Genomic DNA, 23,569 nt, shown 5'->3' on the forward strand with positions numbered 1-23,569 from the left:
CCAACCCCATGCCACTGTCGGCGCGGAGCACTACTATGATCCCAGACAGCCGTTTCTTCACCAATCGTGCAGGCCTCAAGCTGCATGTCCTGCGCTGGGGCGACCCGAGCGGCGTGCCTCTGGTCCTGCTGCACGGCTTGCGTGCCTACGCACAGACCTGGGAGTCACTGGTCGAGGCGCTCGGCCCAGGCTTTTGCGTCTACGCCCTGGACCAGCGCGGTCGTGGCTTGAGCGACTGGGCACCTTCCGCCAGCTACCACACGCAGTCTTATGTCGAAGACCTGCAGGATTTCGTCGCCCACGCCGGCCTGCAGCGCTTCGTCTTGCTGGGCCATTCGCTGGGTGGCGCCAACGCATTGGAATACGCACGGCAGACCCCGGGACGCCTGTTGGGCCTGATCATTGAAGACATCGGCCCCGGTTCTTCCAGCCAGGGTGACGGTGCCGCGCGCATCCGCCGCGAGATGAACCAGACCCCGCTGCAATTCGACAATTGGGACGCCGCCCGCGCGTTCTGGCAGGCGTCACGCCCCGGCTTGTCGGAGCGGAGTCTGGCTTCCCGGCTGGCACACTCGATGAAGGAAAGCGCCGGTGCGATCACTTGGCGCCACGATCAGCAAGGCATCGCCGAGGCGCGCTTGAGCATCGAACCGACCGACCTGTGGCCTGCGGTCCGTGCCCTGGATTGCCCGACCTTGTTCATCCGCGGCGCGCGCTCGGACTTTCTGCCGGCGACGACGCTGCAAGCCATGCGCGACAGCAACCCGCAGGTGCGCACCGCCGAAGTCGCGGACGCCAGCCACTATGTGCATGACGACCAGGGCGAGACGTTCAACCGGCTGGTCATCGCGTTTCTTGACAGCCTCGCGATCCCCAGCCGATGAAGCCGCGGGCTCGCCTGATTGTGCTGCTCTCGTCCCTGACGGCCTTCGGGCCATTTTCGATTGACACGTACCTGCCCAGCTTCCCGCAAATCGCCGAGGACCTGTCGACCAGCACCGCGCAGGTACAACACACCATCAGCGCGTTTCTCGCCGGGTTGTGCCTGGGTATGTTGTGCTACGGGCCGCTGTCCGACCGCTATGGCCGGCGCCCGTTGCTGCTCGGCAGCCTGCTGCTCTACCTGGCTGCAACCCTGGGTTGCCTGTTCGCCGGCAGCGTCGAACAACTGATTACCTGGCGCTTTTTCCAGGCGTTGGGTGGCGCGGGCGCGCTGGTGTTGGCACGCGCCGTCGCCAGGGATCTTGTCGGCCTGGTGGAGGCCGCCAAAGTGCTGTCGTGGATGCACGTGCTGACCATGATGGCGACACTGGTCGCGCCGATGATCGGCACCTGGCTGGTGCTGATCCAGGGTTGGCGTACGATCTTTGCCACCTTGTTCATCCTGTCCAGCCTGTGCCTGTTGCTCGTCGCCCTGACCCTGAAGGAAAGCCTGCCTGTGCAGGATCGCGGTGCGTCTGTGGGGAAGGCTTTCGCGGCTTACCTTGCCATTGCCCGGCAACCCAAGGCGGTGGCACTGATCCTGTGCATGTCCCTGGGGTTTGGCGGCATGTTCGCCTTTATCACGGCTTCGCCTTTTGTGTACGTCGTGTATTTCGGCGTCTCGCCACGGGTGTTCAGCGCATTGTTCGCCCTGAATATCCTCGGGATCATCCTGGTGACCTTCATCAACGCACGCTGGGTGGGCCGTTTTGGACCGCAACGCATGCTCGGCGTGGGGGCGATGCTGGTGAGCGGGGCAGGGCTGGCGCTGATGCTGGTCGGGTATACCGAATGGGGCGGGCTGGCGAGCATCGTGTGTTGCATGGCGCTGTACATGGGCGTGACCGGTTTGATCGGCGCCAATTGCATGGCCAGCCTGATGACGCTGTTTCCACGCCAGGCCGGCGCGAGCGTGGCGTTGGGGGTTTCGGTGCAATTTGCTACCGGGGCCTTGGCCAGTCTGTGGGTCAGTCATTTGGCTGATGGCACGGCCTGGGGGATGTGTTTGGTGGTGGGATGTTGCGGGCTGGGCTCGTTGCTCGCTTATTGCGTGACCCTTCGCACGCCTGCCGGAGCGGTCGCCGTGACGGCCGTCGTCAAGCAAACGTGAGCTGTTGTTTAAAAACCAGGATATTCGAATGAAAATTACAAAAATAAATCCGATCGATACAACCTCTGTTTATGTGTGTGCAGGCCTGGTTTCGGGCGCAGGTGCCTTGTTATTGAACGTGCTGCCGGTGCTGTTTGGCGCGTTTGCCGAGCGCTTCGGGCTCGGTGAGCACCAACTGGGCAACCTCGCCATGGCCATGAACCTGGGTTTTGGTGCCTTCGGACTGGCCTCCCTGCTGTGGATTCACCGGCTCAGTTGGCGGGTCATTTCGGCACTGTCGTCGGCGCTGGTGGTGGGTGCGATCTTGTTTGTGCTGCGCGACCCTTCCTATAAAGCGCTGCTGGCGATCATGGCCCTTGCGGGCGCCGGCACAGGTGCGTTGTACGCCCTGGCGATGACGATCTTCGGTGACAGTTCGCAGCCTGAGCGTGCGTTTGGTTTCAAGCTGGGTATCGAGACCGTGCCGGGCGCCTTGCTGCTCATCGTGCTACCCGTGGCGGTGGCGCCGGTGTGGGGCTTTGAAGGCATGCTGATCACCATCGCCATTGCCATGGTGGTGATGGGAATCCTGCCGCTGCCTTGGGTGCCGCGCCGTAGCGAGCGGCAACTGGAAGCGGCCGGTGCAAGCGCGCGGATTGCCAGTGCCGAAAGTCGCACCATCGTGTGGCTGAGCCTGTTGGCCAGCCTGGTTTTCCTGACGGGCATTATGTCGGTGTGGGCCTTCCTGGAGCTGATAGGGAAAAAGACCGGCCTGGCCTCCGACACCATCGGCATGGTGCTGGCGCTGGGTTTTTTGATCAATGCCGGCGGCGGCTTCATCGCGTCGGCAATCGGTCTGAAGGTGGGGCGCTTCATGCCGGTGGCCGTGATTATCCTCGCCGAGCTGCTGGGCCTGGTCTTACTGGCGCAGTTTTCTTCCCTGACCACCTACGTCGTAGGCGCTATTTGCTTTCTCTTTTCGATCGGCTTCGTGCTGGCTTATACCTTCGGCGTCATGGCGGAGTTCGACCTGTCGGGCAAGCTGGTGGCACTGGGCGCGCTGTGCCTGTCCCTGGGCGCGGCATTCGGGCCGGCCATCGGTGGGTTTCTGATCGAGGCATTCGGCTACTCGGCGGTATTGGTGTTCTCCGGCGCCTGTTCGGTGGCGGTGCTGGCCATCTATGGTGCGGCGGTGTTGAAGGCCCAGCAGGCGCTCCAGCGTATCCCGGCTTCAGCTACCGCCGCTATGTGCGGGTCGTGAACCGGTAACGAGGGGAATAGCCATGTCTGGTCAAACGTTGTCGGCCTGGAATGAACGTGTGCACGCGGCGTGCGGTCGTTTCGACACCCGCTATGACCATTGCCACAGCCTTTTCATCGGCGAAATGCAGCAGACGCTGGTGGGCACCACGGCAGTCGCCCACATTCGCAGCAATGCCAGTGTGATTGCCAAGGCCGCTCGCTCAAGCGAGCGCACCTCATCGCCCCGGTGTTTTCTGGTGTTGCAGCAGCAGGGCTCGATGACCATTGAGCTGGGCGACAAGGTGCTTGAGCTGCGCGCCGGCGACCTGGCTTTGCTGGACTTTTCCGGGGCGGTGAAAATGACGCCCAAGGGGTTGTTCGGTCATGTGTCGATCCCGTTGCCGTGGGAATTGCTCAAGGGCCTGGAACGTAACCGCTTCGGCAAGCTGCCGACCGCAGGGGCGTGTGGTCAACTGCTCGGTACGCTGGTGCGTCAGCTCGCTGCGGGCGAGTTGGCCCAGTGGACGTGCCCGCAGGACGGTGATGGTGTGCTAAGGGCGTTGGTGGCGTTGCTGACGTCGGTGCTGGAGTATCAAACCAGCGCCGACGCCCCAAGCTGTCAGTTGCATGAAGTGCAAGCCGTCATCCAGCAGCGGCTTGGCTCACCGCGGTTGTCGCCTGCGTCACTGGCCCAAGAGCTGGGCATCTCCAGCCGCCAGCTCCACAGGCTGTTCGAGGCGAGCGGTGACAGTGTCTGCCGCTATATTCTGCGTGAGCGGTTGTTGAAGGCCGCTCAGGACCTTTGTGATCCGGTTTGCGCGCATCGCTCGATCACTGAGATCGGCAGCGATTGGGGTTTTGCCGATTCGGCGCATTTTTCCAAGACGTTCAAGAAGCAGACGGGGCTGACACCGAGCAGCTATCGCAGCCACGGGCGTTGAGCCTGGCTGTCGCGAGGGAGCAAGCTTCCTCGTGACAGGTACGCGGTGCTCAATAGCGGATAATCACCGATTTCAACTCAGTGTAATCGTCGATAAACGCACTGCCGAATTCACGCCCGACACCCGAAGCCTTCATGCCGCCAAACGGCACGCTGGGGTCGACGAACGTGTGCATGTTGACCCACACCGTGCCCGCTTCGATTTGCGGGATCAGGCGCAAGGCCTTGGACAGGTCGTTGGTCCAGATACTCGCCGTCAGGCCGAATGGGCTGTCGTTCATCAGCTCGACCAGTTCATCTTCATCATCGAACGCCAGCACGCATACCACCGGGCCGAAGGTTTCCTCGTGCAGCAGCGGGTCGTCCTTGCCAGTGGCCACGATCAGTGTCGGCTCCACGTAATAACCGGCGCGGTCAACGGCGCGTGCACCGCATACAACCTGGTTGGCCTGCAGGGCGCGGTCGAAAAAACCGAGGATCTTGTCGAAGTGCGGCTTGTTCGAAAGCGGGCCGAACTGGGCGTGTTCATCCAGGGGCGAACCGATGACCATCTGCGACAGCATCGCCGCCATCTTCTGCGTCACTTGCTCGACGATAGAGCGGTGCACGAACAAGCGCTCGGGCGACGCACACACCTGGCCCTGGTGCACATAGGCTGACTGTACGAAGCGCGCCACGGCGTCATCGATATTGGCGTCGGCCAGCAGCGCGGCGGCGTTCTTTCCGCCCAGCTCCAGGGTGACGCGGGTCAGGTCGGCGCCCATGGCGGCCTTGCCCACCGCAATGCCGGTGGGCACCGAACCGGTGAACGACACTTTGCGCACCTGCGGGTGCGCGATCAACTGCTGACCGACCTGGCCACGGCCGTTGACCACGTTGATCACGCCCGCCGGAATCCCGGCCTCGATCGCCAATTCAGCCAGACGCAGCAGGGACAGCGGCGTGTATTCGCTGGGTTTGAGCACGACGGTACAGCCGGTCGTCAGCGCGGCGCCGAGTTTCCACACGCCGATCATCAACGAGAAGTTCCACGGCACGATGGCCGCCACCACGCCGACCGGTTCGCGCAGGGTGTAGGCGCTGTAGTGCTCGCCGTCCATGGAGGGAAACGACGGGCTCATGGTCTGGCCGCCGATCTTGGTGGCCCAGCCAGCGAAGTAACGCAGGAACACCGCGCTCTGGCCCACTTCGATATGCCGCGCCAGGTTGATCGATTTGCCGGAACTCAGGGTTTCCAGCTGCGCCAGTTCTTCGCCGTTGGCCTCGATCAAATCGGCCAGGCGGTTGAGCAGCACCCCACGTTGGTAGGGCGTGACGTGTGCCCATGCGCCCTTGAAGGCAGTGGCGGCGCTGTCGACGGCCAGGTTGACATCCTCGGCCTGGGCGTCACGCAACTGCGCGATGGTCTGGCCGGTACCCGGATCGACGATGCCGATGCGCTGCGCCGACGCGCTGGTGTGCACGGCACCCTCGATGAAGTTGGAATGATCGCGCCCCAGGAAAGCAACGACTGAGGGCAGTAAGGCAATGTGCATGGCGGCGCTCCAATGATGGGTTCGTCGCGCCCGTTGGGCGCTCGAAAGACCTCTGCATTAGAAGCGCATACACGCTTGGCCGCTTGTTCGAGCCTGCCAGGAAGTTGGTGATGCGCGACACGTCGTGTCGCGGCGCGCCTAGGGCTCACCGAGGTTGTCGAACACCGTTTCGAGCAAGCGGCTCAGGCGCTGGATCTGCGGTTCAGTCATGCCGGTGAAGCTGCGTTTGAACACGTCGCTGGTCGCCACCTGGATACGTTCGATCGCCGCGCGGCCTTCGGCGGTGATCCGCACCTGGGTCACCCGGCCGTCGTCTTCGCAGGGCGCGGTATCCACCAGGCCGTCTTCCTTCATGCGGTAGACGGTCTTGGTGATGGTCGACAGCTTGGCGATCGCATGGGTGGATATCTCGGAAATGCTCGACTGGCCGTTCTCCTTGAGAATCAGCAGTACGCGCCAGCGCGGGATATCCAGGCCGATTTTCTTCAGCGCTTTTTCCATGTACTGGCTGTAACGGCCATGCACCATGGCCAGCCAGTAGAACGGAAAGTCTTCCTTGTGAAAATTTTCGCTGGCGGGGTCATAGCGGTTTGCGGATTTTTTTGCGGAAGTCATAGCGTGCTCATCTCAGAGGATGCGGGCAATCATAGACTTTTCTCGTGAAATCGGCACGGTTATTGACCGCAGTTATGGACGAGTGCGGCCAGGCCAGGGCGCAGAAATATAATTGACAATTCACGTAATATTCGGTGAGTGTGAAAAAAGGCAAGGGCGCATCGGGCGTCCGCATTGCGCATTTTGCACTGAAGGTGACGTGACATGACCCTGGTGATTGAACAGCTTTCCCTTGGCGCCGACGGACCGACCGTAATGGTTAAGGACACCCTCGATATCGCCGGTCTGCCAACCCGTGCGTCGAGCCAGGCGCTGGACGACGCCGCGCCGGCCACGGCCCACGCTGATGTGGTGCAAGCCCTGCTGGACAAGGGCTGTCGACTGGTAGGCAAGACCCGCCTGCACGAACTGGCGTTTGGCACCACGGGGATCAATCACTGGACCGGCACCGCGCCGAACCCGCGTTTTCCGGGGCGCATTCCCGGCGGATCGTCCAGCGGCTCGGCAGCCGCCGTGGCCGCCGGGCTGGTGGATTTTTCCTTGGGCACGGACACCGGCGGATCGGTGCGCATTCCCGCCTGTTGCTGTGGCGTGTTCGGCTTTAAACCGACGTTTGGACGGGTCAGCCGCCGTGGCGTCATGCCGGCGCACAGCAGCCTCGACTGTGTCGGCCCGTTTGCCGCGAGTCTGCCGATGCTGGTCACGGCCATGCAGGCGATCGACCCGACGTTCACACCCGCACCCGCGCCCGCCGCGCCACGCCTGGGCGTTGTGACCGTGCAAGCCAGCGCAGCGGTGCAGCGCGTGATCGATGCCGCGATCACCGGCAGCCAACTGCCCAATGAAGCCCTCACGCTGCCCAGCCTTAAGGCGGCCTATGACGCGGGCATGGTGGTTATCAACCGCGAGACCTTCGATGCCTGCGGGCACTTGCTGGCCACCGGCAAGGTCGGCGCCGACATCGCTGCGCGCCTGGCCGCCGCCGGTAACACCACCGCCACGGCGCTGGCCGAGGCCGAGCAGGTGCGCCTGCGCTTCACTGCCGAAGTCGATGCGGCGCTGCAGCAGGTCGACGTGCTGGTGCTGCCGACCATGCCGGAGTTTCCCTTGGCCCTGGCCGAGGCGACCGACACCCAGGCAGTGCTGGGCATGACCGCCTTCGTACGCCCGTTCAACCTGTCGGGGCATCCGGCGCTGAGCATCCCGTTGGCCAGTGCCGAGGGCCTGCCGGTTGGCCTTCAACTGGTGGGGGCCAAGGGCGCGGATGAGCAACTGCTGGCCATCGCTGGCCGCCTGCTTGAACGCCTGTACGCCGGGTATGAGGCCTAAGATGAGCACACCCATTCCCCGCGCAGACCTGGAACAACGCCTGCGCCGTTTTGAAATCCAGGACAGCGCGCGCGCCTGCATGAACCGCTACATGGTGCTGTGTGACGCTCTTGACGCTCACACACCGCTCGACGAACTGGCCGGCCTGTTCACCCAGGATGCGGTGTGGGAGGGTAAAGGCGCCAAGTACGCCCAGAGCTTCGGCGGCTATCGTGGACGCGAAGCCATTGCCGCGATGTTTGCCGGCTACATGAAAACCCCGGCGCACTTTGCCCTGAACGTGCATTTCCTCACCAGCGAGCTGATCGAGGTGCGGGACGACGCCGTGCTCGGCAGTTGGGTGATGTTGCAGACATCCACGTTCGCCAGCGGCGCCTCTCATCTCAACGCCGCGCGCCTGACGGTACGTTTCGCCGAAGAAGGCGGGCAGTGGCGCATGGCGCATTTCCAGACCGAAAACCTGTTCAGCCGCCCGGTGCAGGCGTGGAACAGTGACGCCGAGTTGCCGGTGCCCAAGCCTGTCGCACAGTGAGCGATAACGCTCACTGATTATTCCCACCGTTCTTTTTCCATGACTGCCCGACAAAGGCGGTCATGCCGTGCGCGTCGCGCTGGAGACTGCCATGAAACACTTCGAACTGTTGACCTTCACCCTGCGTGTACGCACCGTGCCACACGCCTTGCCGCGCTTGGAGCAGAGCCTGCGCGAGGCGGGCGAGGGCGTGCACCTGATGGGCTGCTGGGTGTCGGAAATCGGCGCGCAGAATCGTATTGCAGTACTGCGCGGGTTCGACGATAGCGGGTGTCGCGAACGCGAACGCGAGCGCTATCTGCTGGCGCCCGATGGTTTTGCGATCGGCGAATTTCTGCTGGGGCAGCAAGTGGATGATTACAGCGCCTTCGCCTTTGTCGAACCGCTTGCTCCCGGTGTTCATGGTCCGTTCTATGAGTTGCGCGAATACAACCTCGTGCCCGGCGGGTTGGCGCCGACATTGCGCGGTTGGAGCAAGGCCGTGGGGCGTCGCACCGGGCCGGACTATTCCCAGGTGTATGCCGCGTTCTACGCCACCAGTGGGCTGATTCCGCGCTACCTGCACATCTGGCCCTACAGCTCACTGGAGCAGCGCCTTGAAGTACGCACTCGCGCCGTGACCGACGGCGCGTGGCCGCCGGAAAATTCCGCGCCGCAATTGCTGCAGATGCATTCCACGGTGTACCTGCCGGCGCCGTTCTCACCGTTGCGCTGAAAAAACGGCACAGATCCAGTGTGGGAGTGGGCAAGCCAACTCCCACTTTTTTTGTAAAAAAAATAAATCCACTTAAAAAATATTTAGAAGATACCCAAGGTTAAACCAAGAATATTACTCAACAATAACAAATAGATAAGCCGCTATTCCTTCATTTTTCCCGCAATCATTTACATGATTAGTGGTGCTTTTAAGCACGACAATTCAATTGACAATTCACGTAATTGCGCTCAAATTCTCCCCAACGGCACCCACAAAAACAAAGGTAACCACTATGCCGATCCATCGCCCTCGCTCCGCCCCGCGTCTCAGCTCGACGCTGACTTCCTGCCCAGCCCAATACCGTTCCTGACAACGGAGTTAATCTATGCATTCGCTTAAAAAACCAGCGGTTGATACGGTGAGCTCGCTTGCCAGTGGCCCCGCCTTCGAAGCCTTGCTTGTCGATGTGCGCGAACGTGCCCGAGCCGGTGAGTTCGACGGTCAGCGCCACATTTCGCAGGACGTGATCGAAGCGTTCAAACAGCACGGCGTTTACCGGGCGCTGGTGCCCAAGCGCTTTGGTGGCCTGGAATGTTCGCCCGCCGAGTTCTGCCAGATGATCGAGCGCATCGCCCAGGCCGACGGCTCGGCCGGCTGGGTTGCCAGTTTTGGCATGAGTCCGGTCTACCTCGCGGCGCTGCCGCTCGACAGCATCGCCAAGGTGTATGCGAACGGTCCGGACGTGGTGTTCGCTGGCGGTATCTTCCCGCCGCAACCGGCTGAGGTGGTCGAGGGTGGTTTCGTCGTCAATGGCCGCTGGAAGTACTCCAGCGGTTCCCTGGGTTCCGACATCGTCGGTGTCGGCATCGCCCCGAAAAGCGGCGACACGTTTGGCCTGCCGCGCATCGCGGTAATGCCGCGCAGCGCGATCCGTATAGACGAAACCTGGGACACCGTCGGCCTGCTCGGTACCGGCAGCCATGACCTGGTCGCCGAAAATGTGCGGGTATCCGAAGAGTGGACCTTCGTGCGCGGCGGCCTGCCGAATCTGGACGAAGCGTTCTTCCGCTACCCATCGCTGTCATTCGCTACCCAAGTGCTTTCGGTGGTTGGCCTGGGCGTGGCCCGTTCGGCACTCGATGCCTTGGCCGACATGGCCTGCGGGCGCGTCTCGGTCACTGGCGCCCCGGCGATTGCCGATCGGCCGTTGGCCCAGGTCGACATTGCCCGTGCCGAAGCCGAGCTGCGTGCTGCGCGGGCGTTCTTTTACGAATCCATCGATCGCGCCTGGGACTACGTTCTGGCTGGCGACGCGGTGCCCGTGGCCGCGACCAACCTGCTGCGGCTGTCGTCGACCCATGCCACCCGCGTTGCCGCTGACGTGGCGCGCACTGCGCAGATGCTCTCGGGCATGAGCGGCGTGTACAACGACAGCCCGCTGGCCCGCTGCGTCAACGACGCCCAAGTGGTGACCCAGCACGCGTTCATGGGCGACATCACTTATCAAAACGCCGGAGCCATGTTCTTCGGCAAACAGCCTTTGCCTGGCTACCTCTAACCGTCGAGGAAATAAAATGAGCGATAAAAAGACCTTGCGCGTGCTGTTCTGCATGGGCATCAACCAGAACTTTTTCGATGCTGCGCGCGAAGAGCAATTGCAGGTGTGGGCCGCGTTCAGTGCGATGTGGAACGGTATCCACGACCTGGCGGGCGTGAAGGTGCTGGGCAACATGGATGACGACCAGAGCATGGTCGGGCCTTCGGATGGCTTCCCGTGGACTACCTATCTGCTGGCCGACGTGCCGGACATCGAGACCGTGCATGCCGCCTGCAACCTGTTTCGCACGACACCTGTGGGAGATGGCCCGTACAAGCTGTGGCGCTACACCAAGGTCGAAGCCCGGGTTGGGCGCGAGCTGATCATTCAGCGCACTTGATACGGACGAGGACACTCCCATGAGCAAACTGATTCCCGCCATAAACCTTGACGTCGACCCCGCTGACCTGGTGCAGGCTGACCGCGTCCACACCTCGATGTATACCGACGCGCAGCTGTTCGACGCCGAGCTGGAGAAAATTTTCTACAGCACCTGGATCTGGGTCGCCCACGCAAGCGAGATACCCGACAACGGCAGCTACAAGACCACCTATATCGGCAAGCAGCCGGTGATTGTGGTGCGTGACCGCAAGAAAGACGTGCACGTGCTGCTCAATCGCTGTCGCCACCGTGGCGCCACCGTGTGCGAACACAAGAAAGGCAAGACCAACAGCTTCGTCTGCCCGTACCACGGCTGGGGCTACGCACTCGATGGCTCGCTGCGCGGCATTCCACACCCGGAAAGCTATGGCGACTGCATCGACAAGGCCGAGCTGCCGCTGGTCAGCCTGCGCACCGAAAGCTATGCCGGCATGATCTTCGCCACCTTCAAGGACGACATCGAGCCACTGGAGGATTACCTCGGCGCGGCGAAGAAATGGATGGACCTGTTCATGAAACAGGGCGCCGGCTATGGCATCAAGGTTCCGGGCGAGCACCGTTTCCGTTTCCCCGGCAACTGGAAGATCCAGCTGGAAAACACCACGGACGCCTACCATTTTCCGCTGGTGCACAAGAGCTTTCTGTCGTCGGTGGATGAACAGACCCTTGAGCTGTTCGACTTCGTCAAAGGCCCCGGCTACGTCGAGGACCTGGGCAACGGCCACAGCGTGATGGTGATGATCCCGGACCTGATCGACCTCGAAGCCGACCTGGACAAACCGATCCCCGAGCGTTTCGAAGGCCTTGCGGCCGAGTTGCGTGACGAAGGTATCGAAGAGCAGCAGGTGCGGCGAATCGTGCGTGCGGTCGGCGGCACCGGCTTCAACCTCAACCTGTTCCCCAACGTCGCCTGTTCGATGGCGTTCTTCCGGGTGCTGCAACCGATCTCGGTGACCGAGACCGAAATTCACCACTCGGTGATCACCATGGACGGCGGTCCAGCCGTGGCCAACCGTTATCGCCTGCGTCTGCATGAGCACTTCCAGGGCCCGATGGGTTTCGGCACGCCGGACGATTCCGAGGCCTGGGAGCGGGTACAGAAGGGCGCCAGCGCCGGTGAAGACCTGTGGATCATGCTCAACCGCGGCTTGCCCGGCGAGCAGGCCAGTGCAGACGGGCTGGTGTCCGATGTGAGTGCCGAAACCGGCATGCGCGCCGCCTATCAGCAGTGGAAAAAGATGATGTCGGTCTGATCCGTGGAGAACCTTATGAACCTGCAATTACTGCAAGAAGTGACCGCTTTCATCTGGCAGGAAGGCGACATGCTGGACCACGGTGAATACGACGGGTGGTTGAAGATGTGGACCGACAAGGGCACCTACATCATTCCCATTGACCCCAGGGAAACCGATTTCGAGAACACCCTCAACTACGCCTACGACGACCATCATATGCGTGAGCTGCGGGTGCAGCGCCTGACCGGCGGCGAATCGATTTCCACCAGCCCGCAACCGCGCACGGTGCGCATGCAGTCGCGGTTCCGGGTGTTGGCCGATGACGGGATGCAGGTGACGGTGCGCTGCGCGCAGAACATCCGTGAGTTCCGCAAGGAAAGCCTGAAGTTCTACAGCGCCGACCTCACCTACCAACTGATCCGCAGCGAGGGTGGTTTCAAGATCCAGCGCAAAGTGGTCAGCCTGATCAACAGTGACGATGCCCTTGCCGGTATCGGCTACATCCTTTAAGGAGCGCCGACATGAACCAGATCGCATTGGTGACGGGCGCGGGGCAGGGCCTGGGGCAGCATTTTTGCGCCAGCCTGCTGCGGGCGGGGTATTCGGTGGTGATCACCGACCTCAACCTTGAAGCAGCGCAAGCCTGCGCCAAACAGCTGGACCCGGCCGGTGAGCGCACGCTCGCGCTGCAACTGGACGCCGGCAGCAAGGCCGATTTCGAAACGGGGCTGGAGCAGGTGCTGGTGCGTTTCGGCGCGCTGCACGTGGTGGTCAATAACGCTGCCGTGACCAAGACCACGCCGCTGATGCAGATCAGCCCCGAGGAATTCGACGCTGTGGTCGGCCTGAACCTGCGCAGTGTGTTCCTCGGCTGCCAGGTGCTGGGCGCGTACATGGCCGAGACCGGCTATGGACGCATCATCAACATGGCGTCCCTGGCCGGGCAGAACGGCGGCACCGCGACCGGCGCGCATTATGCCGCGAGCAAGGGCGGCATCGTGACGCTGACCAAAATCTTCGCCAAGGAATTTGCCGCACGCGGGGTCACGGTAAACGCAATCGCCCCCGGCCCGATCGAGTCGGCGGCGGTGCGCGCGGCGATTCCAGCCGAACGCCTGCCGGGCCTGCTGGCGAATATTCCAGTGCGACGCCTGGGCGACGCGGACTTTCTCGGTGACTTGATTGTGCAGTTGGCACGGCCCGAAGCCTATTTCACGACCGGGGCCACCTGGGATGTGAATGGCGGCCTGTTCATGCGCTGACTGATAGCGGCCGCCACGGCGGCCTTTGCGAACTCCATGGAATAACGGCCATGACTGAAGAACTGTTGGACGTAGTCGTGCGCAAGCGCGAGCTGCAAGGGGACGGCGTTGTCGTCCTGGACCTGACCCGCCGTGACGGCGCGCCGCTGCCGACGTTTGATGCCGGTGCGCACGTCGATATCCATATCGGGCCGGGGCTGGTGCGTCAGTACTCGCTGTGCAGCAACCCTGCCGACCCGAGCCTGTATCGCCTGGGTGTACTCAAGGACCCGGCCTCGCGCGGCGGTTCGGTGGGGGTGCATGACACCCTGCTCGAAGGGCGTGAATTGCAGATCAGTGTGCCGCGCAACCTGTTTCCGCTGGCGGCCGACGCGCGGCGTTCGGTGCTGTTGGGTGGCGGTATCGGTGTCACGCCGATGATCGCCATGGCCTATGCGTTGTACGCGGCCGGTCAGACCTTCGAGCTGCATTACTGCGGGCGTGAGCGCGGGCGCAGTGCGTTCCTTGCGGAGCTGACCAGCGCACCGTTTGCCGCGCAGGTGTTCACCCACTTCGATGATGAAGGGCCCGAGCAGAAGCTCGACCTGGCCAAGGTGCTGGGCAAGGGCGAGGCCGGCGTGCACATGTATACCTGCGGCCCCGCAGGTTTTATGGACTGGGTGATCCAGGGCGCACGCGACCAGGGCTACACCGACGCGCATATCCACAAGGAATATTTCCAGGTGGACGTGGACAGCTCAGGGGGCAGCTTTGAGGTGGTTGCAGCGCGCAGTGGCAAGACCGTTCAGGTGGCCGAAGGGCAGAGCATTCTTGCCGCGCTGGCGCAGGTCGGTATCAAGATCGAAATTTCCTGCGAGCAGGGCGTATGCGGCACTTGCCTGTGCGATGTGCTCGAGGGCGAGCCGGACCATCGAGACGTGTACCTCACGGACGATGAAAAGGCCGGCAATGACCAAATTCTAGTGTGCTGTTCACGAGCCAAATCCAAAAAACTCGTGCTGGATATCTAAGGGGAACGATCATGGTAGACGTAGGCAGCTTTCGTAATGCAATGGCCATGTTGGGCGGTGCCGTTTCGGTCATCACCACCGATGGCGTGGCAGGCCGGTTCGGTTTTACCGCCTCGGCGGTATGCAGCGTGACCGATTCACCGCCCACGCTGTTGGTGTGCATGAACCGTTCCTCCCATTCCAACGAGCATTTCAAGCGCAACGGCACCGTGTGTGTGAACACCCTGTGCGGCGATCATCAGCATTTGTCGGGCGCGTTTGCCGACCGCACGTTGAGCATGGATGAGCGTTTTGCCGTCACAGGCTGGACCACGCTTGAAAGCGGTGCGCCGGTGATGCTGCAAGCGCTGGTGAATTTCGACTGCCGGATCGTGCAGGTCCATGAAGTGGGCTCCCACAGTATCTTCTACTGTGAGGTTCAGACCATTCGCCAAAGCGGCGCGGACGAGGGCCTGGTTTATTTCAACCGTGCTTACCACCGTTTGGGCGAGGCATCCAAGGCCTGTTGAGTGGCAGAGCTACCCAGCGCGGATGGGCGGCCAACACCGTTTGATCGAACAGCTCTGGCCAGGGACGGCACCCACGGGCGAACCACCGGCTTTTCAACGGCGTGCTCAACGTTTGCGACTTCAGGTCGATAACTTTTTGAACATGCCAACCATCAGTGGGAAACCGGAATCTCGTATGCGCCTTAGAAACCTCAATTTAGCTCCACGAGCTGCCCTGTTTTTCGCTTCTATCATCGCGCTTGTTGTTGTTCTGGGCGTATTTGCAGTCCTGCAAATGGGCAAGCTCAGGGATGCTGAAAAAGACGTTGAACTCAATTGGATGGCCAGCATCCGCCAAACAGCGTTGATGAATACCACCACCCTTCGCCTGAGGCTCGAAATCCAGCGAGGCCTTGCTGACCCTCAGTCCATTCAGAAGAACATTGATAGCTTCGCGGGCCATCGCAAGGCATTCAAGGATGCAGTGGCGAACTATGAGCCTCTGATCGCGAGTGATAAAGAACGCTCGTTTTACACGGCGGTAAAAAACAGTGCCGACGCCTATTCCAAACAGCTGGACCTTCTCGAGCCGTTGATGAGACAGGGCGACTTAGCCACCGCAGCCAGTCTGGTGACTACCAGCATCCGCCCGGTCACGAACACGCTGGAGCAGCAGATCAAGGCCTTGACCACCTTTAACGATGAAGGTGCAGCCCAAGCAGGACAAACCGCGACGGATCTTTATAACCATGGCCTGTGGCTGGTTGTCGGCCTTATCACGGGCGTGGTCATTCTGACGGTGGGATTGGCATTACTGCTGACGAAAAGTATTACGTCTCCAATTAACGATGCGTTGTCCGTCGCTGAGCGTATCGCGGCCAGTGACCTCTCCAAGGAGGTAGTGGTCAGCGGAACTGATGAAGCTGGCAGGCTGTTGAGCGCGCTGGCGAAGATGCAGGCAAACCTGCGCGCCACCATCATGCAGATATCGGACTCCTCCACCCAGCTGGCATCAGCGTCCGAAGAGATGACGGTGGTTACTGAGGAGTCGAGCCGGGGTCTTGTCGTGCAAAATGACGAGGTCAACCAAGCGGCAACAGCAGTCACGGAAATGAGCGCGGCAGTTGACGAGGTCGCTCGCAACGCGGAGTCAGCTTCCGAAGAGTCAAAGCGTACCCAGGGCTATACCGAGGTCGGTTTGGCGCGAGTGGCTCAGACATTGATGTCCATTCAAAAGCTCAACGGCAACGTGGAAAACACCAGCGAACAGATTCAAGGGCTGTCGGATCGTGCCCAGAGCATCAATAAAGTTGTCGAGGTGATTCGGGCGATTGCAGAGCAGACCAATCTGTTGGCCCTGAACGCCGCCATCGAGGCCGCGCGGGCTGGAGAGCAAGGTCGTGGGTTTGCGGTCGTCGCCGATGAAGTCAGAGCGTTGGCCCATCGCACCCAGGTGTCGACCCAGGAAATCGAGCAGATGATTGCCGCCATTCAGAACGATTCTGACCTGGCCGTAAAAGCGATGAATACCAGCCGAGATCTGGCGACCGAGTCACTTGGCGTCGCCCAGGAAGCCAGCACCTCACTGGATCAAATTGCGAGCGCTATTGTTCAGATCAATGAGCGTAACCTCATGATCGCCACGGCCTCTGAGGAGCAGTCGCATGTTGCGCGCGAGGTGGACCGCAATCTGGTCAGTATTCGCGAGCTGGCAACGCAGAGCGCGGCGGGTGCCAGCCAGACGGCCAGTGCGTGCGGTGAAATGTCAAAACTGGCGGTTAACCTGAATCAGTTGGTTAGCCGGTTTGTGGTGTGACATAGGGCTTTCGAGACGCTTATGGGGCGCTGCGGACTGGCGCGCCGGATGCGTTCGCGCCCTTGCTGGTTTCTCGGAGTCAGTCGCGGCGGGTTCAGTGTGGTTTACGCGGGGCCCTTGGCTTGTTTGCTGACTGGGTTCGCCGGGATGAAAGCTCGATCCAGGTCGGTGCGTGATCGCTGGCATGCGCCTGATCCCGCACCCATGCATCAACGCCGGCGTTTTTCAGGTGGGGCGCAAGGACCGCGTTGAGCAGCAGGTGGTCGATGCGCAAACCGGAATTCTTCTGCCAGCGCTGACGGAAATAATCCCAGAACGTGTACACCCGCTCTTGGGGATACAGGTGCCTCACCGAGTCGATCCAACCCTGGCGCAACAGCCGCTGAAAGCATTCGCGGCTTTCTGGCTGGAGGAGGGCATCCTTAAGCCAGGAGCGGGTGTTGTAGATGTCAAAGTCGGTGGGCACAACGTTGTAGTCACCCGCAAGCACGACCGGATGTTCGCTGGCTTGCAGCGCCTCGGCATGCGTAATCAGATGCTCAAACCACTCCAGCTTGTAATCGAATTTAGGCCCCGGTTGCGGGTTTCCATTGGGCAGGTACAGGCAACCCACAATGACACCCTGAACAGCCGCTTCCAGGTACCGGGACTGTGAATCGTCCTCGGCACCCGGCAAGCCTTTATGAATCAGAAGGGGTTCGCAATCGCGTGCAAGGATGGCTACTCCGTTCCAGGCCGCTTGGCCATGGTGCAGCGAACCATAGCCAGCCGTCTCAAGTTCGCCTGCCGGGAAAGCGCTGTCCCGCGCTTTCAATTCCTGCAGGCATACGATGTCCGGGCGCTCTCTCTCAAGCCATTGCAGAAGGTTTGGCAGGCGCGCCCCTATGCCGTTTACGTTGAAGGTGGCGATCTTGAGGTTCTGCATTACCGGGATCCTTGGTTGGGTTCCCAACGGTGGGATATCGCCTGCTGAAGGTAGGCCCTATTGATTGCCAAGCGCTCTATCGAGATAGAAAAGGCAGCAGGTCTGGACCTCATTCACTGTGCGTCGAATGAGGCCGAGCGTCTAATGTCGGCGCGCCGCCTGTCTCAGTAGGTTCAAGATGAGTTTCACCCAGGGAGCTGTACTGATCACGAAGCCTGCGCAGGTCTTTTGAACTCAGCTTTTCCAAGCAAAGGATTGCGTTCTGCGCATCCTGGGTGGCTCGAATCAGCTCGTCAATTTTGAGATGCAAAATGTCATTGTCGCGGTTTTGTGTGTTCTGGATAAGGAACACCATCAGGAAGGTGATGATGGTGGTCGACGTGTTAATGATGAGCTGCCACGTGTCGTTGTAATGGAAGTACGGCCCAGTCAGGCCCCAGACGCCTATCAACACGATAGCTAAGAGAAAGGTTTTGGAGCTGCCTGCCCAGTTGGACAGCGCCTGGCAGAAACGTGCGAATGTCATGAATGTGGTCTCTTGCTGTACCTACCCAATAGACCATCCAAAAACTTGAAATTCTTTATTACATTTTAACCGCTCGTCGGCTGTGCGATGATTCCTCGCGAAGGTGGCTCCGTGACTGGGCGGACCTGAAAGCTCATAGGTCTGTGAGTCGACGCGGTAGGGCGAACAATCCAGAGAGGCGCACTTGGACTACCTAGCAGCACTGACGGCTTTCGTAGAGTCTGCCAACGACAACAGCTTCTCCAAAGCTGCAGGGCGTTTGGGTATCAAAGCGTCCACGGTTTCGCGTTACATCAAAGATCTGGAGCAAGATCTCGGCATCGCACTGTTCAATCGCTCTACACGCAAACTCGCATTGACGGAGGGTGGGCAAACGTTCTTGCACCACGCCCAAAAAGTCCTCTTTGAATTGTCAGAGGCGCGGGCGGCGACGTCCGCCCTTAATCAAAACCCCCGAGGACGATTGAAGGTCAGTCTGCCGCCTGCGTTTGCACGTCATCACATACTTCCTCTGGTGGGCGAGTTTATTGGGCGTTACCCCGACATCACACTGGATCTCAGTCTTGAAGAGTCACACGTCGATCTGATCGCCACTGGAATCGACCTTGCTATTCGTATCGGCAGGTTGGCCGACTCCAATCTCAAGGCGAGAAAGTTGGCTGAGGTGGAGACTTTCCTGTGTGTGAGTCCTGCGTTTTCCACGCGTTATCCTCACCCGGATTGCCCTGAACAATTGCCGGTCAACATGCTGATCGCCGGGCGTGAGAGCCCTGAAGCCTTGATATGGGCCAACGCCAACGAACAAGTGTCGCTGCCCGTTGGCGCTGCACTTTGGATAAACGATCTGGACGCTCGGCTAATCGCGGTGAGCAACGGGCTGGGGATGGCATTGCTCCCGGACTGGCTTGCCAGCGCCAGTTTGCGCGAGGGTCGACTGGTGCGCTGGCTGCCGGATTGGGAGGTCAAGTCCGCACAGGAATCGTGTGCTGTCTGGTTTGTTTATCCGCCGAAGCGAATCGTTTCTTCGAAGGTGCGCTGCTTCATTGATTTCATGGCTGAGCGCCTGGCTGACCCGCCTGTGTGGCAGCGATAAAACCCGGTATGAACGAGTCATACCGAGCGTCCATCAGCTGAACCGAATATCCAGCGATCGCAGATAGGTCTGCAGACCTGCGTCCTGAATCGGGATCAAAAAGGCTTCGCGATCGGACTCGTTAAAGTGGGCATGCCAATAGCCAGGTGGTGTGACGAACGCCAGGCCAGGTGTCCAATCTACCCGTGTTGGATTGCGAATCTGGCCATTCTCGTCCAGTTCCGTCCCGACAAGCGAATAGCACCCGGTAGGGCAGTCAATGATGAAATCCAGGGCGATGGATTGGTGCCGGTGGGGTTTTTGGATCGAGCCGGCCGGGAGGATGCCGTACATCGCCCACAGCACGTGGGTCACGGTACGTGTCTGAGGGAAGTGGCTGTTACCCAGCAGAATGCTGATGCGACTGCGATCCTGTGCACGTGGATCCTCGGCGGCTTCACGGAGTTTTGCCGATGCGACATCCGCCGGGTACAGCGTCGGGGTGAAGCGGTCTTCACTTCGGCTCACGCCCAGGTAGCGCAGTAGAGGCTCATCATGGACCCAGTAGAACCGGGCATCCGCCGACGCTTTGAGGAGTGTGCTGTTCATCCCAGGCAGCGCGATAAAACAGCCTTTCGTCCATTCAAACGCCTCGTCACCGTAGGCAAGGCTGCCGCTGCCATCGATGACATACAAAACCTGTGAGGTCGCGTTGGGCGCCAATGTCACCTCATCGCCGGCGTTGAGTCGAATAAAACTGGCGCAAAGACCAGGACCGGTTGCCGGGCCTTCACATGCCAGTTGTTCGCTCAAATCGAGCGCAACGGTTCGAGATGGCCCCGAATCATAGAGCGAAGCAGGGAAGCTCTGGTAAGGGATGCGGGTGATCAGGTTTGCGCTGATCGGGTTTGCCGCTTTGCTGTACTCGAAGTATTCGGCATCGATCTCGTGTGCAGGTACTTCCGGGTTTAAATGCGGCTGGATTGCATTGTTCATAATGAAGTCTCGTTTATTGGGGGCTCATCATCAGCACGCTGCAGGAGCCGGCGCGCCACGGTGGATTCAATATACGAGCGTGCTACGGCGCTATGAAGGACCGCACCCACACATCACTTGTGTGCAAAGGGGTGTTGATTGTTTCGGGATTTTGGCTTTGAAAGGGTGGGGTAGGGGGCAGTCGATTGGGGCGACTATCAACCTGCCACCCGGTGTGGCACCAGGCGGCTTGCGCAAATAGTTACGATCCATTTTGGCGCGCAGAGCCCCAGCGTGGTGCGACAGTTCAAAGTGGTAGAGCTTTAATCGTCACGGCAACCTGCGATCCATTGCCGTTTGAGCCCCCGTAGTTCAATGGCAACGGCACACACCCGGTTGATCTCTGGTCATTGGCATGATTATCGCTAGTCCTCAGGTGTGCGGGAGCAGCTAAAGTTGAACGCACCACAATTTGAAAATGGTTGGCTAGGGTTCCGGTTCACTGAAAAGTGAGCGTCTGGGCCGAGAGCTGACGACCTCTAGTTGAGGTTACACGGCGGGATAAAAGCCCGGGAGACAGACCACCTGCTTGCACAGGTGTTGCGCTGCTCCTTGCCCGTCCATCCTCAACTGGAGTCCTACCATGAGAAATCCTCTGCTCTCCGTCTGCCTGGCTGCAGGCATCGCCTTGATTACAAGCACGTCTTCATACGCCGCTGCGAAGACGGATTTCAATGTGTGCTGGACGATCTATGCGGGCTGGATGCCTTGGGAGTACGCGCAGGCTCAGGGCGTAGTCGATAAGTGGGCCAGGAAATATGGCATTCACGTCAAGGTCACTCAACTCAACGACTACGTAGAGTCGATCAACCAGTACACCGCCGGCCAGTTCGATGGCTGCACCATGACCAACATGGACGCACTGACCATCCCCGCTGCAGGTGGCGTCGACAGCACTGCGCTGATTGTCAGCGATTTCTCCAACGGAAATGACGGCATTGTCATCAAAGGCACTGGCAAAACGATTGCCGACCTTAAGGGAATGGACGTCAACCTCGTTGAGCTATCGGTCTCACATTACCTGTTGGCCCGAGCCCTCGACACTGTGGATCTGCGGGAAAAAGACCTCAAAGTGGTCAACACGTCAGATGCGGATATAACCGCAGCATTCAACACCGAAGACGTTCAAGCGGTAACGACATGGAACCCGATGCTTGCCGATATCGCGGCAAAGCCAAATGTCACCAAGGTCTTCGACTCCAGCAAGATCCCTGGCGAAATATTGGACATGATGGTCGTCAACAGCCAGACGCTTAAGGACAATCCCGCCCTGGGCAAAGTGCTTACCGGTGCGTGGTTCGAGGTGATGGCACTGATGAAAAGCAAAGGGCCTGAGGGCGAGGCTGCGCTGGAGCACATGGCCCAAGCCTCTGGCACCGATCTGGCTGGCTTCAAGTCACAGCTCGCGACGACTCAGCTCTTCTACACCGCCCAAGAGGCGCTTGATTTTGCGAAGAGCCCCGAGCTTGCGCAAACGATGGCCAAGGTCGCTAACTTTTCATTTGAGCACGGGCTGCTCGGAGAGGGCGCAAAAGACAGTAGCGCCGTGGGGATGAGCTTCGCTCAAGACGTCGTCCGGGGTGATAAAGGGAACATCAAACTGCGCTTCGATCCTAGCTACGTACAGATGGCCGTTGACGGCAAGCTTTGACCAGGGGGGCGCGCTATGCAATTGATTAATCGCCACCCGGATCGCCCAACGCGGTTGTTGCTGGTCATCCTTCCGTTCGTTCTATTGCTGAGCGCCTACTTTTTAGGATCAGCACAACGGCTTGCGGAAAATCCCAATGACAAGCTGCTGCCAAGCGCAGTGCAAATGACCGATGCCGTGAAGCGCATGGCCTTTACCGAGGACAAACGCAGCGGAAGTTATCTTCTGTGGCAGGACACGGCGTCCAGTTTGCAGCGTTTGGCGATCGGGTTGGGTGTGAGCGCGTTGGTGGGGCTGTGCCTCGGTATTGCTGCAGGTACGTTGCCGCTCTTCGGCGCAACTTTGTCACCCTTGATGGTTGTTTTATCAATGGTGCCACCTCTGGCGATACTGCCGATCCTGTTCATTGTGTTTGGCCTTGGCGAGGTCTCGAAGGTGATGCTGATAGTGATCGGCATCACCCCGATCCTGGCGCGGGATCTCGAACAGCGTGCGCGTGAAATACCCGTAGAGCTTCTTATCAAGGCTCAAACATTGGGATCGTCGACCTGGACGCTGATCTTGCGCGTCGTACTCCCACAGTTGCTTCCGCGTTTGCTGATCTCGCTTCGCCTGGTTCTTGGCTCTGCCTGGTTGTTTCTCATCGCAGCTGAAGCCATTGCATCAGAGGATGGGCTGGGCTATCGGATCTTCCTGGTGCGGCGCTATTTGGCCATGGACGTGATTCTCCCCTATGTGGTGTGGATTACCCTCCTGGCCTGGCTTATGGATTGGTGTCTCAAGACCCTCACCCGCCGAGCGTTCCCATGGTACGAGGGGGCACGCCCGTGAGCTTTATTCAAGTCAACAACGTGTGGCAGCAATACGGCGACCATGTGGTGCTCGAAGGCCTGAATCTGAGCATTGCCGAAGGCGAGTTCTGCACCATGGTCGGTACTTCAGGCTGTGGCAAGTCCACTTTCTTAAGACTATTGCTGGGCCAAGAAAGAGCCACTAAGGGCGAGATACTGCTGGACGGGCGTCCGCTGGTCGCTGAACCGGATCCTGGCCGGGGCGTTGTGTTCCAGCGCTATTCGGTATTCCCGCACCTGAGCGTGCTGGACAACGTTGCTTTGGGACTGGAACTTCCAAACGCGCCGTTGATAGGACGCCTGTTCGGCCAGCGTAAACGGGCCGCCAGGGACGAGGCAGCCCATTTGTTATCAAAAGTGGGGCTTGGCCACGCTTTGCAGAAATACCCGTCGCAACTGTCGGGTGGCATGCAACAGCGCCTTGCCATCGCTCAGGCCCTGATCATGAAGCCTCGGGTGCTGCTGTTGGATGAGCCTTTCGGCGCACTCGATCCCGGCATCCGCAAGGACATGCATGCACTGCTATTGGAGCTTTGGCGTGAGACACGGCTGACCGTGTTCATGGTCACCCACGATATTAGTGAAGGGTTCAGCTTGGGCACTCGATTGATGGTGTTCGACAAAGTTCGCGTTGACCCTCATGCCCCATACGCCTATGGCGCTCGCATCACCTATGACCTGCCGCTGAACGCAAAGCGCAGCGAGGCCCAATTGACCTTGGCCTCGGCATTGCCAGGCGCTCATTAATCAATATTGAGG

24 protein-coding genes and 1 riboswitch are annotated in these 23,569 nt (G+C 60.1%); of the genes, 19 read left to right on the forward strand and 5 right to left on the reverse strand.

What is annotated here, in order from left to right; translation table 11 throughout:
* Nucleotides 1–35: 35 nt before the first annotated feature.
* The 4 genes from KZX66_RS11000 to feaR are packed head-to-tail and all read left to right on the forward strand — an operon-like array spanning nt 36 to nt 4,254.
* A complete protein-coding gene (locus tag KZX66_RS11000; RefSeq protein WP_248079289.1) occupies nt 36–884 on the forward strand; it encodes an alpha/beta hydrolase in 849 nt (282 codons plus the stop codon).
* Nucleotides 881–2,092, forward strand: coding sequence for a multidrug effflux MFS transporter (locus KZX66_RS11005; RefSeq protein ID WP_248079291.1), 1,212 nt, complete (start codon nt 881–883; stop codon nt 2,090–2,092). Before KZX66_RS11000 ends, KZX66_RS11005 begins: the two co-directional genes overlap by 4 nt.
* 28 nt (nt 2,093–2,120) lie before the next feature.
* Complete coding sequence (locus KZX66_RS11010; protein ID WP_248079293.1) at nt 2,121–3,332, forward strand: MFS transporter; 1,212 nt, start codon at nt 2,121–2,123, stop codon at nt 3,330–3,332.
* Between the two features lie 22 nt (nt 3,333–3,354).
* Nucleotides 3,355–4,254, forward strand: a complete 900-nt coding sequence (gene feaR, locus KZX66_RS11015; RefSeq protein WP_248079294.1) for a transcriptional regulator FeaR — start codon at nt 3,355–3,357, stop codon at nt 4,252–4,254.
* Between the two features lie 49 nt (nt 4,255–4,303).
* Here feaR and KZX66_RS11020 read toward each other — a convergent pair whose 3' ends face one another.
* Both KZX66_RS11020 and KZX66_RS11025 read right to left on the reverse strand, forming a co-directional pair.
* A complete protein-coding gene (locus tag KZX66_RS11020) occupies nt 4,304–5,788 on the reverse strand; it encodes an aldehyde dehydrogenase family protein (RefSeq protein WP_248079296.1) in 1,485 nt (494 codons plus the stop codon).
* A gap of 138 nt (nt 5,789–5,926) precedes the next feature.
* Nucleotides 5,927–6,403: a MarR family transcriptional regulator gene (locus KZX66_RS11025; RefSeq protein WP_248079298.1), complete on the reverse strand. Its 477-nt coding sequence runs from the start codon at nt 6,401–6,403 to the stop codon at nt 5,927–5,929.
* Between the two features lie 204 nt (nt 6,404–6,607).
* Here KZX66_RS11025 and KZX66_RS11030 point away from each other — a divergent pair, with 204 nt between their 5' ends.
* From KZX66_RS11030 to KZX66_RS11080, 11 genes are all read left to right on the forward strand, one after another.
* On the forward strand, nt 6,608–7,732 hold the full coding sequence (locus tag KZX66_RS11030; RefSeq protein WP_248079300.1) for an amidase: 1,125 nt from the start codon (nt 6,608–6,610) through the stop codon (nt 7,730–7,732).
* Between the two features lies 1 nt (nt 7,733).
* Nucleotides 7,734–8,264 (forward strand): nuclear transport factor 2 family protein, encoded by a 531-nt coding sequence (locus tag KZX66_RS11035; RefSeq protein ID WP_056858439.1) that lies wholly within the window; start codon nt 7,734–7,736, stop codon nt 8,262–8,264.
* A 91-nt stretch (nt 8,265–8,355) separates the two neighbouring features.
* The gene (locus tag KZX66_RS11040; RefSeq protein WP_248079302.1) at nt 8,356–8,979 is read left to right on the forward strand and encodes an NIPSNAP family protein; all 624 of its coding nucleotides are present in this window, start codon (nt 8,356–8,358) and stop codon (nt 8,977–8,979) included.
* A gap of 367 nt (nt 8,980–9,346) precedes the next feature.
* Nucleotides 9,347–10,519, forward strand: coding sequence for an indole-3-acetate monooxygenase (gene iacA, locus KZX66_RS11045; protein ID WP_248079304.1), 1,173 nt, complete (start codon nt 9,347–9,349; stop codon nt 10,517–10,519).
* Between the two features lie 16 nt (nt 10,520–10,535).
* Nucleotides 10,536–10,898 (forward strand): IacB protein, encoded by a 363-nt coding sequence (locus KZX66_RS11050; protein ID WP_248079305.1) that lies wholly within the window; start codon nt 10,536–10,538, stop codon nt 10,896–10,898.
* Between the two features lie 19 nt (nt 10,899–10,917).
* Nucleotides 10,918–12,192 carry an aromatic ring-hydroxylating dioxygenase subunit alpha gene (locus KZX66_RS11055; RefSeq protein WP_248079307.1) on the forward strand — a complete coding sequence of 425 codons (1,275 nt, stop codon included), beginning with the start codon at nt 10,918–10,920 and terminating at the stop codon, nt 12,190–12,192.
* A 15-nt stretch (nt 12,193–12,207) separates the two neighbouring features.
* Entirely contained in the window at nt 12,208–12,684 is a 477-nt protein-coding gene (locus KZX66_RS11060) for an aromatic-ring-hydroxylating dioxygenase subunit beta (RefSeq protein ID WP_122461786.1), read from the forward strand.
* 11 nt (nt 12,685–12,695) lie between these two features.
* Entirely contained in the window at nt 12,696–13,436 is a 741-nt protein-coding gene (locus tag KZX66_RS11065; protein ID WP_248079309.1) for an SDR family NAD(P)-dependent oxidoreductase, read from the forward strand.
* 50 nt (nt 13,437–13,486) lie between these two features.
* Entirely contained in the window at nt 13,487–14,446 is a 960-nt protein-coding gene (locus KZX66_RS11070; RefSeq protein WP_248079311.1) for a PDR/VanB family oxidoreductase, read from the forward strand.
* Nucleotides 14,447–14,457: 11 nt separating this feature from the next.
* The gene (locus KZX66_RS11075) at nt 14,458–14,955 is read left to right on the forward strand and encodes a flavin reductase (RefSeq protein WP_065930110.1); all 498 of its coding nucleotides are present in this window, start codon (nt 14,458–14,460) and stop codon (nt 14,953–14,955) included.
* A 175-nt stretch (nt 14,956–15,130) separates the two neighbouring features.
* Entirely contained in the window at nt 15,131–16,750 is a 1,620-nt protein-coding gene (locus KZX66_RS11080; RefSeq protein WP_248079313.1) for a methyl-accepting chemotaxis protein, read from the forward strand.
* A 94-nt stretch (nt 16,751–16,844) separates the two neighbouring features.
* Here the strand turns inward: KZX66_RS11080 and KZX66_RS11085 are convergent, their stop codons facing one another.
* Both KZX66_RS11085 and KZX66_RS11090 read right to left on the reverse strand, forming a co-directional pair.
* Nucleotides 16,845–17,675 carry an exodeoxyribonuclease III gene (locus KZX66_RS11085; protein ID WP_248079315.1) on the reverse strand — a complete coding sequence of 277 codons (831 nt, stop codon included), beginning with the start codon at nt 17,673–17,675 and terminating at the stop codon, nt 16,845–16,847.
* Between the two features lie 109 nt (nt 17,676–17,784).
* Nucleotides 17,785–18,201, reverse strand: a complete 417-nt coding sequence (locus KZX66_RS11090) for a low affinity iron permease family protein (protein WP_248079317.1) — start codon at nt 18,199–18,201, stop codon at nt 17,785–17,787.
* A gap of 184 nt (nt 18,202–18,385) precedes the next feature.
* On the opposite strand from KZX66_RS11090, the gene KZX66_RS11095 reads away from it, so the two are divergent.
* A complete protein-coding gene (locus KZX66_RS11095; protein WP_248079319.1) occupies nt 18,386–19,294 on the forward strand; it encodes a LysR family transcriptional regulator in 909 nt (302 codons plus the stop codon).
* A gap of 33 nt (nt 19,295–19,327) precedes the next feature.
* On the opposite strand, the gene KZX66_RS11100 is transcribed toward KZX66_RS11095, so the two are convergent.
* A complete protein-coding gene (locus KZX66_RS11100) occupies nt 19,328–20,269 on the reverse strand; it encodes a cupin (protein ID WP_248079321.1) in 942 nt (313 codons plus the stop codon).
* 454 nt (nt 20,270–20,723) lie between these two features.
* A riboswitch (guanidine-I (ykkC/yxkD leader) is annotated at nt 20,724–20,826 on the forward strand.
* A 65-nt stretch (nt 20,827–20,891) separates the two neighbouring features.
* Between KZX66_RS11100 and KZX66_RS11105 the strand changes: the two genes are divergently transcribed.
* From KZX66_RS11105 to KZX66_RS11115, 3 genes are read left to right on the forward strand one after another with little or no spacing between them, the layout of a single operon-like run.
* Nucleotides 20,892–21,959, forward strand: coding sequence for a putative urea ABC transporter substrate-binding protein (locus tag KZX66_RS11105; protein WP_248079323.1), 1,068 nt, complete (start codon nt 20,892–20,894; stop codon nt 21,957–21,959).
* A 15-nt stretch (nt 21,960–21,974) separates the two neighbouring features.
* Nucleotides 21,975–22,790 (forward strand): ABC transporter permease, encoded by an 816-nt coding sequence (locus tag KZX66_RS11110; protein ID WP_248079324.1) that lies wholly within the window; start codon nt 21,975–21,977, stop codon nt 22,788–22,790.
* Complete coding sequence (locus KZX66_RS11115; RefSeq protein WP_248079326.1) at nt 22,787–23,557, forward strand: ABC transporter ATP-binding protein; 771 nt, start codon at nt 22,787–22,789, stop codon at nt 23,555–23,557. The genes KZX66_RS11110 and KZX66_RS11115 overlap by 4 nt, the downstream gene beginning before the upstream one ends.
* Nucleotides 23,558–23,569: the final 12 nt, after the last annotated feature.

This window comes from Pseudomonas sp. EYE_354 (genome assembly GCF_023148575.1).
In the GTDB taxonomy this organism is placed as follows: domain Bacteria; phylum Pseudomonadota; class Gammaproteobacteria; order Pseudomonadales; family Pseudomonadaceae; genus Aquipseudomonas.

Bases quoted from the DNA above. Each gene is read 5' to 3' on its own strand.
- KZX66_RS11035 (WP_056858439.1), top strand. From the start codon at position 7,734: ATGAGCACACCCATTCCCCGCGCAGACCTGGAACAACGCCTGCGCCGT.
- KZX66_RS11070 (WP_248079311.1), top strand. From the start codon at position 13,487: ATGACTGAAGAACTGTTGGACGTAGTCGTGCGCAAGCGCGAGCTGCAA.
- KZX66_RS11050 (WP_248079305.1), top strand. From the start codon at position 10,536: ATGAGCGATAAAAAGACCTTGCGCGTGCTGTTCTGCATGGGCATCAAC.
- KZX66_RS11020 (WP_248079296.1), bottom strand. From the start codon at position 5,788: ATGCACATTGCCTTACTGCCCTCAGTCGTTGCTTTCCTGGGGCGCGAT.
- KZX66_RS11060 (WP_122461786.1), top strand. From the start codon at position 12,208: ATGAACCTGCAATTACTGCAAGAAGTGACCGCTTTCATCTGGCAGGAA.
- KZX66_RS11065 (WP_248079309.1), top strand. From the start codon at position 12,696: ATGAACCAGATCGCATTGGTGACGGGCGCGGGGCAGGGCCTGGGGCAG.
- KZX66_RS11055 (WP_248079307.1), top strand. From the start codon at position 10,918: ATGAGCAAACTGATTCCCGCCATAAACCTTGACGTCGACCCCGCTGAC.
- KZX66_RS11030 (WP_248079300.1), top strand. From the start codon at position 6,608: ATGACCCTGGTGATTGAACAGCTTTCCCTTGGCGCCGACGGACCGACC.
- KZX66_RS11080 (WP_248079313.1), top strand. From the start codon at position 15,131: ATGCGCCTTAGAAACCTCAATTTAGCTCCACGAGCTGCCCTGTTTTTC.
- KZX66_RS11090 (WP_248079317.1), bottom strand. From the start codon at position 18,201: ATGACATTCGCACGTTTCTGCCAGGCGCTGTCCAACTGGGCAGGCAGC.
- feaR (WP_248079294.1), top strand. From the start codon at position 3,355: ATGTCTGGTCAAACGTTGTCGGCCTGGAATGAACGTGTGCACGCGGCG.
- KZX66_RS11025 (WP_248079298.1), bottom strand. From the start codon at position 6,403: ATGACTTCCGCAAAAAAATCCGCAAACCGCTATGACCCCGCCAGCGAA.
- KZX66_RS11105 (WP_248079323.1), top strand. From the start codon at position 20,892: ATGAGAAATCCTCTGCTCTCCGTCTGCCTGGCTGCAGGCATCGCCTTG.
- KZX66_RS11110 (WP_248079324.1), top strand. From the start codon at position 21,975: ATGCAATTGATTAATCGCCACCCGGATCGCCCAACGCGGTTGTTGCTG.
- KZX66_RS11010 (WP_248079293.1), top strand. From the start codon at position 2,121: ATGAAAATTACAAAAATAAATCCGATCGATACAACCTCTGTTTATGTG.
- KZX66_RS11000 (WP_248079289.1), top strand. From the start codon at position 36: ATGATCCCAGACAGCCGTTTCTTCACCAATCGTGCAGGCCTCAAGCTG.
- KZX66_RS11040 (WP_248079302.1), top strand. From the start codon at position 8,356: ATGAAACACTTCGAACTGTTGACCTTCACCCTGCGTGTACGCACCGTG.
- iacA (WP_248079304.1), top strand. From the start codon at position 9,347: ATGCATTCGCTTAAAAAACCAGCGGTTGATACGGTGAGCTCGCTTGCC.
- KZX66_RS11005 (WP_248079291.1), top strand. From the start codon at position 881: ATGAAGCCGCGGGCTCGCCTGATTGTGCTGCTCTCGTCCCTGACGGCC.
- KZX66_RS11085 (WP_248079315.1), bottom strand. From the start codon at position 17,675: ATGCAGAACCTCAAGATCGCCACCTTCAACGTAAACGGCATAGGGGCG.
- KZX66_RS11100 (WP_248079321.1), bottom strand. From the start codon at position 20,269: ATGAACAATGCAATCCAGCCGCATTTAAACCCGGAAGTACCTGCACAC.
- KZX66_RS11075 (WP_065930110.1), top strand. From the start codon at position 14,458: ATGGTAGACGTAGGCAGCTTTCGTAATGCAATGGCCATGTTGGGCGGT.